At 72.8% G+C, this 15,187-nt stretch carries 7 protein-coding genes; 2 read left to right on the top strand and 5 right to left on the bottom strand.

The window, feature by feature from the left end:
- Positions 1 to 102 precede the first annotated feature (102 nt).
- Together ACIQ1J_RS28885 and ppdK are read right to left on the bottom strand one after the other, a co-directional pair.
- Positions 103 to 1,305, bottom strand: a complete 1,203-nt coding sequence (locus ACIQ1J_RS28885; RefSeq protein ID WP_345625840.1) for an acyltransferase — start codon at positions 1,303 to 1,305, stop codon at positions 103 to 105.
- Between the two features lie 270 nt (positions 1,306 to 1,575).
- Positions 1,576 to 4,305 carry a pyruvate, phosphate dikinase gene (gene ppdK / locus ACIQ1J_RS28880; protein WP_403561340.1) on the bottom strand — a complete coding sequence of 910 codons (2,730 nt, stop codon included), beginning with the start codon at positions 4,303 to 4,305 and terminating at the stop codon, positions 1,576 to 1,578.
- A 493-nt stretch (positions 4,306 to 4,798) separates the two neighbouring features.
- On the opposite strand from ppdK, the gene ACIQ1J_RS28875 reads away from it, so the two are divergent.
- On the top strand, positions 4,799 to 6,604 hold the full coding sequence (locus tag ACIQ1J_RS28875; RefSeq protein ID WP_403561338.1) for a CDP-alcohol phosphatidyltransferase: 1,806 nt from the start codon (positions 4,799 to 4,801) through the stop codon (positions 6,602 to 6,604).
- A gap of 214 nt (positions 6,605 to 6,818) precedes the next feature.
- Here ACIQ1J_RS28875 and dusB read toward each other — a convergent pair whose 3' ends face one another.
- Positions 6,819 to 7,985: a tRNA dihydrouridine synthase DusB gene (gene dusB / locus ACIQ1J_RS28870; protein WP_403561336.1), complete on the bottom strand. Its 1,167-nt coding sequence runs from the start codon at positions 7,983 to 7,985 to the stop codon at positions 6,819 to 6,821.
- A 108-nt stretch (positions 7,986 to 8,093) separates the two neighbouring features.
- Here dusB and ACIQ1J_RS28865 point away from each other — a divergent pair, with 108 nt between their 5' ends.
- The gene (locus ACIQ1J_RS28865) at positions 8,094 to 9,539 is read left to right on the top strand and encodes an MFS transporter (RefSeq protein ID WP_403561334.1); all 1,446 of its coding nucleotides are present in this window, start codon (positions 8,094 to 8,096) and stop codon (positions 9,537 to 9,539) included.
- Positions 9,540 to 9,753: 214 nt separating this feature from the next.
- Here the strand turns inward: ACIQ1J_RS28865 and ACIQ1J_RS28860 are convergent, their stop codons facing one another.
- Entirely contained in the window at positions 9,754 to 14,127 is a 4,374-nt protein-coding gene (locus tag ACIQ1J_RS28860; protein WP_403561332.1) for an HAD-IC family P-type ATPase, read from the bottom strand.
- 9 nt (positions 14,128 to 14,136) lie between these two features.
- Positions 14,137 to 14,958, bottom strand: coding sequence for a histone H1-like repetitive region-containing protein (locus ACIQ1J_RS28855; protein ID WP_403561330.1), 822 nt, complete (start codon positions 14,956 to 14,958; stop codon positions 14,137 to 14,139).
- Positions 14,959 to 15,187 lie beyond the last annotated feature (229 nt).

The raw sequence follows: 15,187 nt of genomic DNA, 5'->3' as shown, positions 1-15,187 counted from the left end.
CGGCCCGTCCACCGGTGACCCGTTCGCCGGTGGCCCGTCCACCGGTGACCCGTTCGCCGGTGGCCCGTCCACCGGTGACCCGTTCGCCGGTGGCCCGTTCGCTCAGCGGCGGGGCGCCGGCGGCTTCAGGCTGAACGCGGCGCTGCTCAGCCAGCGCCGTGCGGCCCGCGCCACGGGGCGCTCGACGAACCGCTGCACGACGTACGACAGCGCGACGAGGCCGGCCACCGTGAGCCCGACCACGACCCAGGGGTCGGCGCGGTCGCCGAAGCGGTGCAGGACGTTCACGCCGATGGCGTCGTGCAGCAGGTACAGCGGGAAGGTCAGCGTGCCCGCGACGGTCAGCCCGCGCCAGCGGATCCGGCTGGTCCAGCCGAGGGCGACGGCGGCGATCAGCAGGAAGAAGAACGTGATCACCAGGACCAGCCAGGCGCGCCCCGGCGCCCAGGAGTCCCAGTTGAGGCGGCCCCCGTCGGGCGTCAGCAGGTAGTGCAGCGCCACCAGCCACGACATGGCGACGATGCCCCAGAGCAGCGGCGTCGGCCGGTAGCGGTACATGAGGTAGAAGGCCATGCCCGCGATGAAGTACGGGGCGGACGGCGGGTTGACCAGCAGCGTCAGCAGCCGGATGTCGGCACTGGGGGCCAGCACCGCGGCGACCGTCCACAGCCCGCAGTAGATCACCACGCGCTGGTAGGTCAGGCCCTTCCACACCACGACCGCGAAGGTGAGGTAGAAGCACAGCTCGGGCCAGAGCGTCCAGTAGACGGAGTCGAGGTGCTCCACACCGAGCGGCGTCTGCAGCATCGTGAGGTTGGCGAACAGCACGCGCGGGTGCGGGTGCCCGAACGGGTTGTCAGCGAAGTAGATCACGCACGCGGTGATCGCGATCGCCGCCCAGTACATCGGGTACAGCCGGGTGACCCGGGAGATGAAGAAGTCGCGCGGGGTACGCCCCCACGCGCTCATGCAGATGACGAAACCGCTGATCAGGAAGAACAGTTCGACGCCGAGCCGGCCGAAGGCGAAGTAGCCGTGGGCCTCGGGGAACACGTCCCCGACGGGGCGGCCCCAGATGGTCTGCATCGTGGAGGGCGCCTGGCCGACGAAGTGGAAGAAGACCACGGCCAGGGCCGCCAGGAAACGCAGTCCGTCGAGCGCCGCGAGCCGGTCCCTGCGGACGGGGGGCCCGGCCTCGGGCACCTTCGCCTCGGCGGCGGCCCGGGGGCTCGGCACTCCCGATGCCTGCTCGCCGCCGCGCGTGGCGGTCGTACCAGCGGTCTCCCTGTGATCCGTCGAGGTCATCCAACCACCGTTCCGGTGTGGGCCGCTGTCCGCTGCCAGGGCGCTCAAACTTCGCTGACAGCTTGCTGCTGCTCAATGCACAGGAGTTCACACCATCGAACACGTCACAAAGGCACGGCCCGCGACCACGGCACAGGCACGGCACGTCACAAAGGGCGGCACCCCCGCACAGGGTGCCGCCCTTTCCCGTGAACCGGAGCCGCCGCCGATCGGTGAGGGTGGTCGGGTGACAGACGGCGGCTCCGGGGCTCTGGGCCCCTCTCAGGGGGCCTACCGGTGGTCGCTGCCCTTCGACTGCGACGCCGCCCGGCCGGCCTCCAGCCGGGCCACCGGGATCCGGAACGGGGAGCAGGAGACGTAGTCCAGGCCGACCTCGTGGAAGAAGTGGACCGACTCGGGGTCGCCGCCGTGCTCGCCGCAGACGCCGAGCTTCAGGTCGGGGCGGGTGGCGCGGCCTTCCTTCGCGGCGGCGGCGACCAGTGAGCCCACGCCGTCCTTGTCGATCGTCTCGAACGGGGAGACGCCGAAGATGCCCTTCTCCAGGTAGGCCGTGAAGAAGCTGGCCTCGACGTCGTCGCGGCTGAAGCCCCAGACGGTCTGGGTCAGGTCGTTGGTGCCGAAGGAGAAGAACTCCGCGGCCTCGGCGATCTGACCGGCCGTCAGCGCGGCGCGCGGCAGTTCGATCATCGTGCCGATCGACAGCTTGAGCTTCGCGCCGGTGGCCGCCTCGACCTCGGCGATGACCTGGTCGGCCTCGTCGCGGACGATCTCCAGTTCCTGGACGGTGCCGACCAGCGGGATCATGATCTCGGCGCGCGGGTCGCCCTTGGCCGCCTTGCGCTCGGCCGCGGCCTCCGCGATGGCGCGGACCTGCATCGTGAACAGGCCGGGGATGACCAGGCCGAGACGGACGCCGCGCAGGCCCAGCATCGGGTTCTGCTCGTGCAGGCGGTGCACGGCCTGGAGCAGGCGCAGCTCGTTCTCGTGCGGCTCCTGGCGGGACTCGGCGAGCGCGACGCGCACCGACAGCTCGGTGATGTCCGGCAGGAACTCGTGCAGCGGCGGGTCGAGGAGGCGGACGGTGACCGGCAGGCCGTCCATCGCCTCGAACAGCTCGACGAAGTCCTGCTTCTGGAGCGGCAGCAGCTCCTTCAGGGACTCCTCCCGCTCGGTCTCGGTGTCGGCCAGGATCAGCCGCTCCACCAGCTCGCGCCGGTCGCCGAGGAACATGTGCTCGGTGCGGCACAGGCCGATGCCCTGGGCGCCGAAGCGGCGGGCGCGCAGCGCGTCCTCGGCGTTGTCGGCGTTGGCGCGCACCCGCAGCCGGCGCTTGCGGTCGGCGAAGGCCATGATGCGGTGCACGGCCTCGACCAGTTCGTCGGCGTCCTCGGCGCCCGCGTGCATGCGCCCCTCGAAGTACTCGACGACCGGCGACGGCACGACGGGGACCTCGCCCAGGTAGACCTTGCCGGAGGAGCCGTCGATGGAGATCACGTCGCCCTCCTCGACGACGTGCCCGCCCGGGACGGTCATCCGGCGCCGCTTGGTGTCGACCTCCAGCTCCTCCGCGCCGCAGACACAGGTCTTGCCCATGCCGCGCGCGACGACGGCCGCGTGGGAGGTCTTGCCGCCGCGCGAGGTGAGGATGCCCTCGGCGGCGATCATGCCGTCCAGGTCGTCGGGGTTGGTCTCGCGACGCACCAGGATGACCTTCTCGCCGGACCGGGACCACTTCACCGCGGTGTACGAGTCGAAGACCGCCTTGCCGACCGCGGCGCCCGGCGAGGCCGCGATGCCCCGGCCGACCTTCTCGACCTTGGCGTCGTCGTCGAAGCGCGGGAACATCAGCTGCGCGAGCTGGGCGCCGTTGACGCGCTGGAGGGCCTCGGCCTCGTCGATGAGGCCCTGGTCGACGAGCTGGGTGGCGATGCGGAAGGCCGCGCCCGCCGTGCGCTTGCCGACGCGGGTCTGGAGCATCCACAGCTGGCCGCGCTCGATGGTGAACTCGATGTCGCAGAGGTCCAGGTAGTGGTTCTCCAGCGTCTCCATGATCTGCATCAGCTGGTCGTACGACTTCTTGTCGATCGACTCCAGCTCCGCCAGCGCGACGGTGTTGCGGATGCCCGCGACGACGTCCTCGCCCTGGGCGTTCTGGAGGTAGTCGCCGTAGACGCCCTGGTGGCCGGAGGCGGGGTCGCGGGTGAAGGCGACGCCGGTGCCGGAGTCGGGGCCCAGGTTGCCGAAGACCATGGAGCAGACGTTGACGGCGGTGCCGAGGTCGTGCGGGATGCGCTCCTGGCGGCGGTAGAGCTTGGCGCGCTCGCCGTTCCAGGAGTCGAAGACGGCCTTGATGGCGAGGTCCATCTGCTCGCGCGGGTCCTGCGGGAAGTCCCGGCCGGCCTCGGTCTTGACGATCTTCTTGAACTTGGTGACGAGCTTCTTGAGGTCGGCCGCCTCCAGCTCGGTGTCGACCGCCACCTTCTTGGCCGCCTTCGCCGCCTCCAGGGCCTCCTCGAAGAGGTCGCCGTCGACGCCGAGGACGGTCTTGCCGAACATCTGGATCAGGCGCCGGTAGGAGTCCCAGGCGAACCGGTCGTCACCGGCCTGCTTGGCCAGGCCCTGCACCGACTTGTCGGAGAGGCCGATGTTGAGGACCGTGTCCATCATGCCGGGCATGGAGAACTTGGCTCCGGAGCGGACCGACACGAGGAGGGGGTTGTCGGCCTGGCCGAGCTTCTTGCCCATCTTCTCTTCGAGGGCGTCGAGGTGCGCGCTCACCTCGTCACGCAGCGCCGCCGGCTCCTCACCGCTGTCGAGGTAGGTCTTGCAGGCCTCGGTGGTGATGGTGAAGCCGGGAGGGACCGGAAGACCCAGGTTGGTCATCTCGGCGAGGTTGGCGCCCTTGCCGCCGAGGAGGTCCTTGAGGTCCTTGTTGCCCTCGGTGAAGTCGTAAACGAACTTCGCCGCGTTCGCTACCTGGGGTTCTTTGTTTTCCGACACGGGTCTCGACTCCTCGAGGACGCGGTGGCTGCCCTGACGGCGAGGAATGTACCCAGATCAAAGGCACCTGGGTACGTCCACTTGCGCGTCATACGCCTGTAACCACTCGTCCGCCAGCGGATCGAAAGTCAAGGCTTGGCAAGCGACCGACCATTTGTGTTTTCACTTCTTGAACGAATGCACTCCCGGAAGCGCGACTGGGCGCTCATCCGAGCGCTGTTCACTACGTTTGAGTTCGATCGATGAACGATCAAGCTATGGCACTCAGTGCCACACCTTGGAGAAGTAGAACCGCCCAAGATCCGCTCATCTGAGCGCTACCTCTATCAGAGGTGGCGAGAATCACGCTGCCACAGGCCGTCGGATTTCACCATGCGGACGTGATCGCGCCCGGGGTGAACACACCGCTCTCGGCGAACGTACGACAGGACGGCGGGCCCGGCCCCCTCGCCGGGCCCGCCGTCCACCGGGTTACGTACGGAAGGACCTCCGGGTGCCTGTCACCACGCATTTCCGCCGGCCACCGCAGACCGCCGACGACCCCGACACACCCGAACCCGCCGCGCTCCCGTCCCTCAAGGCCCGCCTGACCCGCCTGACCCGCCTGGCCCGCCTCGCCGCGCCGGCCCGCCCGGCCCACTGGCGCGCCTGGCGCACCCGGCACCCGCGCGCCGCCCTCGCCGCCCGCCGGACCACGACCGTCCTCGCCGCCGTTGTCGTGCTCGGGGCACTGCTCCTGCCGAACACCCTCGTCGCCCTGGAGCCCAACCGGTTCGCCCGGCTCCCGGCGGAGGCGGTCATCGGGGCGGTACTGCTGCTCTGCCTGCCGCGGGTGCCGCGCCTGGTGCTGGCAGCGCTGTTCGGTGCCGGCCTCGGTGCGCTGACCGTGCTGAACCTGCTCGACATGGGCTTCACCGAGTACCTGGGGCGGGGCTTCAACGTCGTCCTGGACTGGGGCCTGCTCGACGACGCCCGGTCGTACGTGGCGGACTCGATGGGCGGGGCGGCGGCGACCGGGGCCGCGGTGGGCGCGGTCGTGGGGGTCCTGCTCCTGCTGGTGCTCATGACGCTGGCGGCGGTCCGGCTCGGCGAGCTGCTCGCCGCGCACCGGGAACGGGCGGCCCGGGGCGCACTGCTGGCGGCCACCGTATGGATGACGTGCGTGGCGCTGGGCGTGCAGACCTTCGGCGTGCCGGTGGCCACCAGGAGCGCCTCCGGGGCGCTGGAGGCGCAGGCGCACCGGGTGGTGGACACGCTGCGGGACGAGGCGGCGTTCGCGAAGGAGGCGAAGGCCGACCGCTTCGGCGCCACGCCCGGCGCGCAACTGGTGCCGGACCTGCGCGGCAAGGACGTGATCTTCACGTTCATCGAGAGCTACGGCCGCAGCGCCATCGAGGACCCGGTCATGGCACCGGGTGTCGGCCGGACGCTCGACACCGGCACGAAGGCGCTGGCCGAGGCGGGCTACCGGGCGCGGAGCGGCTGGCTGACGTCGGCGACGTACGGGGGCAGCAGCTGGCTCGGCCACTCCACCTTCATGTCGGGCCTGTGGGTCGACAACCAGCAGCGCTACCGCACCGTCACCGCCGGCGACCACCTCACCCTCACCAAGGCGTTCGAGAAGACCGGCGAGTGGGACACGGTCGGCGTCATGCCGGGTGTGCAGAAGGCCTGGCCGGAGGCTGAGTGGTACGGGCTCGACAAGGTCTACGACGCGTTCGACGTCGGCTACCAGGGGCCCAAGTTCAGCTGGTCGACCATGCCGGACCAGTACGCGCTGGCGGCCTTCCAGCGCCTGGAGCACGGCAGGGAACGCGACCGGCCGCTGATGGCGGAGATCATCCTGACCTCCAGCCACCAGCCCTGGGCGCCGATCCCGGAGCTGGTCGGCTGGGACGAGATCGGCGACGGGTCGGTCTTCGACGGCATCGAGGAGGCGGGCGAGGAGGCGGCGGACGTCATCGCCGACTCCGCGCGGTCCAAGGAGGAGTACGGCAGGTCGGTCGAGTACTCGGTCACCAGCCTCACCCAGTGGCTGGAGCGCTACGGCACCGACGACACGGTCCTGGTCTTCCTCGGCGACCACGAGCCGATCACGCGCGTGACCGGCGACAGGACGAGCCGGGACGTCCCCGTCTCGATCGTCGCCAAGGACCCCAAGGTGCTCGACGCGATCGCCGGCTGGAACTGGACGGAGGGCCTCAGGCCCGCCCAGGACGCCCCGGTGTGGCGGATGAGCTCCTTCCGCGACCGCTTCCTGACGGCCTACGGCTCCACCCCGCACCCGGCCAAGGGCTAGTCCGGCGGATCAAGTCGCAGGTGAGCGACGGCGCCTCATCAGCGCGGGTGAGCGGGGGCTGGTGCGTCCAGCCGCAAGGCGGAGGAGGGCGTCGACGCGGTGGGGGTCCCCCGCGCGAGCGCGGTCCAGCGTGGGGAGCGGGCAGCCGACGACAACGCCGCAGACGGGCGTGCGCGTCTGCGGCATGATCCGCCGGACAGGCCCCTAGGACTGATCAGCCGCCGGAGGTGTCCAGCTCCGCCTCGTCGCCGACGCCCGCGCAGTCGTACGGGTCCTTGAGCCAGCCGTCCGGCAGGACCACCCGGTTGTTGCCGGACGTGCGGCCGCGGGGGCCGTCGGCGCCGGTGGGCCAGGGCTGGTCCAGGTCGAGTTCGCCGAGGCCGGCGCGCAGCGCCTCCAGGGAGGAGGTGATGGCGAGCCGCTTGCGCATCTCGGAGCCGACCGCGAAGCCCTTGAGGTACCAGGCGACGTGCTTGCGGAAGTCGATGACGCCGCGCGCCTCGTCGCCGATCCACTCGCCGAGCAGGGTGGCGTGCCGGACCATCACGTCGGCGACCTCGCGCAGGCTGGGCCGCACGTAGTCCTCCGTACGCCCCTCGAAGGCGGCCACCAGGTCGGCGAAGAGCCACGGCCGCCCCAGGCACCCGCGTCCCACGACCACGCCGTCGCAGCCGGTCTCGCGGACCATCCGCAGCGCGTCCTCGGCCGACCAGATGTCGCCGTTCCCGAGGACCGGGATCTCCGGGACGTGCTCCTTCAGGCGGGCGATGGCGTCCCAGTCGGCGGTGCCGCCGTAGTGCTGGGCGGTGGTGCGGCCGTGCAGGGCGATGGAGGTGACGCCCTCTTCCACGGCGATGCGGCCGGCGTCGAGATAGGTGAGATGGTCGTCGTCGATGCCCTTGCGCATCTTCATGGTGACGGGCAGGTCACCGGCGCCGCTCACGGCCTCGCGGACGATGGCCCGCAGCAGGTTCCGCTTGTACGGGAGGGCCGAGCCGCCGCCCTTGCGGGTCACCTTGGGGACGGGGCAGCCGAAGTTCAGGTCGATGTGGTCGGCGAGGCCCTCCTCCGCGATCATGCGGACGGCCTTGCCGACGGTCGCGGGGTCCACGCCGTACAGCTGGATCGAGCGCGGCGTCTCGGTCGCGTCGAAGTGGATCAGCTGCATGGTCTTCTCGTTGCGCTCGACCAGTGCCCGGGTGGTGATCATCTCGCTCACGAAGAGCCCCTTGCCACCACTGAACTCCCTGCACAGCGTGCGGAAGGGCGCGTTGGTGATCCCGGCCATCGGCGCCAGCACGACGGGCGGCGCGACGGTGTGCGGGCCGACCTGCAACGGCCGGGCGGTGGTGCTGGGGGCGGGGGTGGTGGGCGTGGACATTCCTCCATTGTCACGTACGCCAGGCAGTGCTCGCCGTGCCCCGGGGCCGAAGATCATGTATAGGTCATTAGTTAACCGCACTATCGAAACGGGCGTACGATGGCGGCCATGCCCGAGCTCACCCACCGCCGACGCCTGCTCGTGCTCGCCATCTGCTGCACCAGCCTGCTGATCGTGAGCATCGACAACACGATCCTCAACGTCGCCCTGCCCGCCATGCAGCGCGACTTCGACGCGAGCACGTCGGGCCTCCAGTGGGCGATCGACGCGTACACGCTGGTGCTGGCCGCGCTGCTGATGCTCGCCGGGTCCACCGCCGACCGGATCGGCCGCAAGCGGGTCTTCATGACGGGTCTGGTCGTCTTCACCCTCGGCTCGCTGCTGTGCTCGCTGGCGCCGGACCTGTCCTGGCTGGTCGTGTTCCGGATGATGCAGGCGGTGGGCGGTTCCATGCTCAACCCGGTCGCCATGTCGATCATCACCAACACCTTCACCGAACCCCGCGAGCGCGCCCGCGCGATCGGTGTGTGGGGTGCGGTCGTCGGCATATCGATGGCCGCCGGCCCGCTGGTCGGCGGCCTGCTCGTGGAGTCGGTCGGCTGGCGTTCGATCTTCTGGGTCAACCTGCCGGTGGGCCTCGTGGCACTGGCGCTCACCCTGCGCTTCGTCCCCGAGTCCCGCGCACCGAGGGCCCGCCGCCCCGACCCGCTGGGCCAGCTGATGGTGATCGTGCTGTTCGGCTCCCTGACGTACGCGATCATCGAGGCGCCGAACGCCGGGCCCGCGACGGTACTGCCGTTCGCCGCGCTGGCGCTCGCCGCGCTGCTCGGTCTCCTCCGGTACGAGCCCCGCCGCGCCGAACCCCTCATCGACCTGCGCTTCTTCCGCTCGGCGCCGTTCAGCGGAGCCACCGTGATCGCGGTCAGCGCCTTCGCCGCACTGGGCGGCTTCCTGTTCCTGTCCACGCTGTACCTACAGAACGTGCGCGGGCTGAGCGCCCTGCACGCGGGCTTGTGGATGCTGCCGATGGCCGTGCCGACCTTCCTGTGCGCCCCGCTGTCCGGGCGGCTGGTCGGCACCCGGGGGCCGCGGCTGCCGCTGCTGATCGCGGGCGGCGCGCTGACCCTGAGCGGGGTCCTGTTCGCCGCCTTCGAGGCCGAGACGTCCGACGTCACCCTCTTCATCGGCTACGTCCTCTTCGGCGTCGGCTTCGGTTTCGTCAACGCGCCCATCACCAACACCGCCGTCTCGGGCATGCCCCGCGCCCAGGCCGGGGTCGCCGCGGCCGTCGCCTCCACTAGCCGCCAGCTGGGCCAGACCCTGGGCGTGGCGGTGGTCGGCGCGGTGCTGGCGGCGGGCGTGGGCGCGTCGTCGTACCGCGACACCTTCGTCTCCGCCGCCCGCCCCGGCTGGTGGATCCTGGCCGCCTGCGGCCTCGCGGTCCTGGTCCTCGGCGCCGTCACCAACGGCCGCTGGGCCCACCGCACGGCCGAGCGGACGGCCGAGCGCCTGGAGTCACCGGAGGCACGGGTGGCAGCCCGTTCGGGCACGTGACACCAAGCCCGTACGCACGGGCCGCGCCTACTCTGCGACCCGCCGCACCTCCATACACCGCCCCGCCGCACGCCCCAGGGGCGCCCCGCACACCCCAAGGGCGCCCCGCACACCCATACGCCGTCCCGGCCACACGCGCCAGGGGCGCGGGGACCGCGCGACCAGCCCCCACCCACCCGCAGCCGACACACGACCCCGCCACCAGGGCCCGCGCTCACGCCAGGCCGCCGCGCCCCACCACCGGCAGCCGTTCCGCCGCCTTCGGCCAGTACTTCACCACCGCCTCCTCCACCTGCGGCAGCGCCCGCTGCCCCGCCAGCGCCAGGGTGATCGCCGCCGCCACGCCCGCCCAGGCGACCGGTCCCAGCGGCGTGCAGCCGAAGAGCTGGCTGGCGCCCGGGGTCTGGACCAGGAGGACCAGCGCGGTCGCGGAACCGAGGGACGTGACCTGGACCAGGCGGCTGCCCCGGCGGTCGGCCAGGGTCTGGGCGAGCTGCGTGCCCACCACCGCGCACAGGGCCATCGTCGTCGAGCGGCGCGCCGTGCCCGGGGTGAAGCGGCCGAACAGCCAGGCCGCGGTCGCGCCGAGTGCCGTCGTCACCGCCCGGTGCCGGATCTGGCGGATCAAGGGTTCGCCCAGCACCGCCGTACCGAGCGGCGCGCCCGCGTCGGCGTCCTCCTGCTCGGGGTCACCCGTCTCCGTCACCGCCACCGCCATCGCGGGGAACAGGTCGGTGAACAGGTTGACCAGCAGCATCTGACGGGTGGACAGCGGAGCGGCGCCGCCGAGGACGGTGCCGAGGATGCCGAAGCCGACCTCGCCCGCGTTGCCGCCGATCAGGATGGCGATGGCGTCGGCGACGCTGTGCCACAGCGCCCGGCCCTCCCGTACCGCCTCCACCAGGACCAGCAGGTCGTCGCCCGTGACGACCAGGTCCGCGGCGTTGCGGGCCGCGGCCGAGCCGCGGGCGCTGATGCCGACGCCGATGTCGGCGGCGCGGATGGCGGCGGCGTCGTTGGCGCCGTCGCCGACCATGCCGACGACCCGTCCGGCGTCCCGCATCGACTCGACGACCTGGAGCTTCTGCTCGGGCGCCACCCGGGCGACGACGTCCGCGTCACGCAGCATCCGGGAGCGTGCCGTACGGTCCGCGGCGGCGATCTCGTCACCGGTGACCACGACCGCGTCCTCGGGCCAGCCCAGGTCGACGGCGATGGCGTGGGCGGTCTGCGGATGGTCGCCGGTCAGCACCACGGGCCGTACGCCTGCCTCGCGCAGCCCGCGCACCAGCGCCGGGGACGTCTCGCGGGCCACGTCGGCCAGCCCGAGCATCCCGGTGAACTCCAGCTTCTGCGGCGCCTGTTCGAGGACGTCGGCCGCCTTCTCCCCCTTGCGCAGGGGCCGGCCGGCCACCGCGATGAGGCGCAGTCCGTCGCGGGCCAGGCCGTGCGCCACCTCGGTGGCGTGCGCGGGCAGGTCGGCGCAGGCGGGCAGCACGGTCTCCGGGGCGCCCTTCACCACCAGCACCGGCGCTCCGTCCCCGTCCCGTCCGACGGCGGCGGCGTAGCCGCGCGAGGTCTCGAAGGGCAGGCCCTCCTCCTGCTCCCACTCCGGGTCGTCACCGGCGGCGTCCAGGACGGCCTCGTCGGTGGCGTGGGTGGGCCGGGCGCCGTCGCCGTTCAGGCGGGGGCAGGCGCGCGCCGCGACCCGTACGGCGTCGGCGGCGTCCGGGTCGGCCGCCTTGCGGACCGTGCCGTCGGCGCCCGCCACCCGCGACACCCGCAGCTTGTTCTCGGTGAGCGTGCCGGTCTTGTCGAAGCAGATGGTGTCCATGCGGCCCAGCGCCTCCAGCGTGCGCGGGGTGCGCACGAGGACGCCGCGGCGGCTGAGCCGGCGGGCCGCCGCCAGCTGGGCCACCGTCGCCACCAGCGGCAGCCCCTCGGGCACGGCGGCCACCGCCACCGACACACCACCGGCGACGGCCTGCCTGATCGGCGTCCCGCGCAGCAGCGAGAGGCCGGTCACCGCGGCCCCGCCCGCCAGCGTCAGCGGCAGCGCCTTGCGGGTCAGCTCCTGGAGTCTGGCCTGCACTCCGGCCGCCGAGGGCGTACGGGCGGCCAGTGACACCGCCCGCGCTGCCTCGGTGTGCTCCCCCGTGTCCACGACGACCGCCTGGGCGCGGCCGGCCACCACCGTGGTGCCCTCGAAGACCATGCAGTGCCGTTCGGCCACGGGGGCGTTCCTGACGGGGTCCACGCACTTGTCCACCGGCAGCGACTCGCCGGTGAGCGCGGACTCGTCGACCTCCAGGCCGTCCTCCCACAGCAGCCGGGCGTCGGCGGGCACGACGTCGTCCGCCTTGAGGTCGACGATGTGGCCCGGATGCAGCTTGGCGGCGTCCACGACGAGCGGCTCGGCCGACGGGTCGTGCGTCTCCTCCTCGGCGACCCGTGCCTTCTGCTTCTGCTGCGCGAGCAGCCCGGACAGCGCCCGCTCGGCCCGCAGCCGCTGGAAGCCGCCGACCAGCGCGTTCAGGTCGAGCGCGCCGACGACCAGCAGCGCGTCCATGACGGAGCCGAGGATCGCCTCGGCCGCCGAGCCGACCGCCAGCACCGGGGTGAGCGGATCGTCCAGCTCGCCCCGCACCGCCTGTCCCAGTTGCCAGGTCCACTTCACCGGGGCGAGAACGGGAGCGCGGCCCGCCCGGTCGGCCACCGCGCGCGTCCTGGCCGCCAGTTGCTCGGCGAGGGACGGCTCCGGCTCCTTCTCCCGCTCCAGGCGCTCCCGTACGGCCGTGGGGTGCAGCGTGTGCCACGCCACCCGCGCCCGGGGGTGCGGGGCGCGGGCCGTCGCCACGCCGAGCGCGGCACGCGTGCCGGACAGCAGGGCCACCGCCGCGCTCACGTCGACGGGCGCGTGCCGCAGCCCCGGCAGCGCCGAGTAGCCGCCCTTGCCACCGTTCTTGCCCTTGCCGCGCGCCTCGCCGACCGCCACCAGCAGCCCGGACAGCGCGGCTCCGGAGCGGGCCAGCGTCTGCGACCGGCGGCCGATCGCGCGGGCCGCCGGCACCGCCCGCAGCAGCCGCCACACGTCGGCGAGTCCCTGCGGAGCGAGCACGTCCGCGCCCCACGCCACCGGGGCGTCCGCGTCGGCCAGCGCGACGGCCACGTCCCCGCCGAGCAGCCCGGCCGTCACCGTCTCGTCGTCGCCGGGCCGGGGCCGTACGACGGTGATCACGCCGCCCTCGGCGCGCAGTTCGTCCACCACGTCCCTGAGCGGGCGCTCGGCGCTGACGACCTGGTCCGCGAGGCCGGTGAAGTCGGCCAGCGCCGGGTCCTCCACCATCACCACGCGCAGTCCCCCGCGCCGCGCCGCGTCCAGCACGTCCTCGGTCCACGGGTCCGCGCCCGCCTCCGGCGCCCGCAACGCGCTCGGATGCAGGACGACGGTGGCCGCCATCTCCAGCTGCCGCAGCCGTTCGGGGTCGCGCACGAGCACACCGGTGCGCGACAGCGCGGCGCTCAGTACGGCGTGGAAGGCGGCGGGCCCGTAGCGCGCGGCCTTGGGCGAGCCGGCCAGTACGGCCTCGGCGGCCTCGGCCACGTCGTGCTTGACCAGCAGGGTCGCCACCGCGCCGGCCACACTCCCGGTGGAGGCGTGGGCGGCGTAGTCCTGCGCCGGAGTGCTCCGCAGCGGCGGACGCAGGGCGGGGTCGGCGGGCAGGCTGACCCGGTCCGGGGCGCACAGCTGGTCGTGCACGACTTCGAAGGTCGCCGTCCGGGTCACCGCCTCCGTCAGCTGGCAGACGCGCAGCGCCCCGTCGAGCACCAGGGAGGTGTAGCTCTGGCCCGCGCCGTGGACGGCCGCGTTGGCGGCGGCCATTGCCACGTCCATGCCGTGGGCGCCGAGGCGTTCGCGCAGCCAGGCGCGGAAGGTGGGGTTCTCGCGCAGCAGCGTCGCCACTGCCGTCACCAGGCGGGGCGAGGGCGGCAGCCGCAGGCGCGCGCCGGTCACGGCGGCGGCGACGCCGAGCATGTCGGCCCCGAGGGCTGTGGCGGCGACCCGCACGGAGACCGGATCGCCGGGGTGGGCCAGTTCCTCCACCGGATCGCCCGGGCCCCGCTGGTCCACCCGGGTCAGTCCGTGCTGTTCGGCCAGTTCGGTGGCCCGGTCCACCACCCGGTCGGTGAGTGCTTCCTCGGTCGCGGTCACCACCAGCCGGGCGAGACCGGTGTCCCAGTAGGCGAGCACCACGTCCGGGTGCTCGGCGAGTGCCGCCGCCACCCGTCGCGCCACGCGTTCCGTGCCGCCCGCCCGGCGCACCTTCTCCGTCGCGGCCGGCCGGAGTTCGAGGTGCGCCCGGTTCCCGGCCCGCCAGTCCCGGGTGCCGCCCGGCAGGGCGGCGCGGGCGACCCGTGCCGCGCGCGCCGCGAAGTCGGCGCCGCGCACACCGGCCCGTGCGGTGCCCGCCACGGCGCCGGCCGCGGCGCCCACCGCCGGAGCGGTGCCGCGCGCGAGCAGCCGGGGCCCGGCCAGCACGATCCCGGTGACGGCGCCCTGGGAACGCGTCAGAAGTCCACCGACCATCGTTGTCTCTCAGCCCGCCTTTCGGGTGGATGCGGCCGTCTTCTTGCCCCGGCTGCGGGAGGACCCACCGCGCGAAGGACCGGACGTGGCCTTCTTCGCGGTGCTCCTTTTCGCGGTGCTCTTCTTGGCGGTGCTCTTCTTGGCGGTGCTCTTCTTGGCGGTGCTCTTCTTGGCGGGACTCTCCTTGGCCGCGCTCTTGTTGGCGGTGCTCGTCGCCGCGGTGTTCTTCGCCGCGGTGCCCTTCGCCGCCGTGCTCTTCGCGGCGGCCTTCTTGGCGGTGTTCTTCGCCGCGGTGTTCTTCGCCGCGGTGTTCTTCGCCGCGGTGCTCTTCGCCGCGGTCTTCTCGGCGGGGCCCGTCTTGGCGGTGCCCTTCGCCGCCGTGCTCTTCCGGGTGGCTGTCTGGGTCGCGGTCTTCCTGGCGGGGCTCCGCCGCGCGGGGCTCTTCTTCGCCGTACTCGTCCCGGCCGTACCGGCCTTCCCCGAGCCGCCGTCCGCACCGCCACCGGATGCCTTCGCCCCGTTCTGCAGCACCCGCGCGGCCTCCGCCTCCGGCGACTCCTGCGGCCGTGGCCGCGTCAGCCACGCCACCGCCGCCCCGGTGGCCGCCACCGGCCACTCCACCAGCCCGGCGATGCCCAGCACCCCGGCCCCCGTGTAGACGACCACCCGCCGCCCGCGCGGCGACACGGCCCCGATCCTGTCCAGCGCGCCCTCGGCGACCTTGCCGACCGTCTCCGCGCCCGGAACCTTCCGCAGCGCCGACGCGGCCGCGTGCAACGGCCTCGGGAGCGCCTGCGCCGATGTCGTCCGCGCCGTTTTCTGCTCAGCCATGACTGTTCGTCCTCGCCTGTGCAAGCTTGTGCAAGCTGTGGAAAACCCTGGGAACATCACCTTCCGCATTTCTCCGGGTTCCCGCACTTCGGGCGCTCACCCCGACGCACTCGGCCGAACGGGTTGCCCAGCGCTCCGGCCCAGACCCCTTGACGAAAGGTCTGGACCAACAGCAGTGTCATGTCTACGACACCCCAGCTGCGCCCCGCACCCGCACCCGCACCCCCAC

The organism is Streptomyces sp. NPDC097107, assembly GCF_044762405.1.
GTDB classification, from domain to species: Bacteria; Actinomycetota; Actinomycetes; order Streptomycetales; family Streptomycetaceae; genus Streptomyces; species Streptomyces thinghirensis.
The sequence above is the reverse complement of the archived record's forward strand: the minus strand, read 5'-3'. Positions and strand labels throughout refer to the sequence as shown.

What these genes read in the sequence shown, in the direction of transcription:
- ACIQ1J_RS28885 (WP_345625840.1), bottom strand. Translation starts at nt 1,305, where the DNA reads ATGACCTCGACGGATCACAGGGAGACCGCTGGTACGACCGCCACGCGC.
- dusB (WP_403561336.1), bottom strand. Translation starts at nt 7,985, where the DNA reads ATGTCCACGCCCACCACCCCCGCCCCCAGCACCACCGCCCGGCCGTTG.
- ACIQ1J_RS28865 (WP_403561334.1), top strand. Translation starts at nt 8,094, where the DNA reads ATGCCCGAGCTCACCCACCGCCGACGCCTGCTCGTGCTCGCCATCTGC.
- ACIQ1J_RS28860 (WP_403561332.1), bottom strand. Translation starts at nt 14,127, where the DNA reads ATGGTCGGTGGACTTCTGACGCGTTCCCAGGGCGCCGTCACCGGGATC.
- ACIQ1J_RS28855 (WP_403561330.1), bottom strand. Translation starts at nt 14,958, where the DNA reads ATGGCTGAGCAGAAAACGGCGCGGACGACATCGGCGCAGGCGCTCCCG.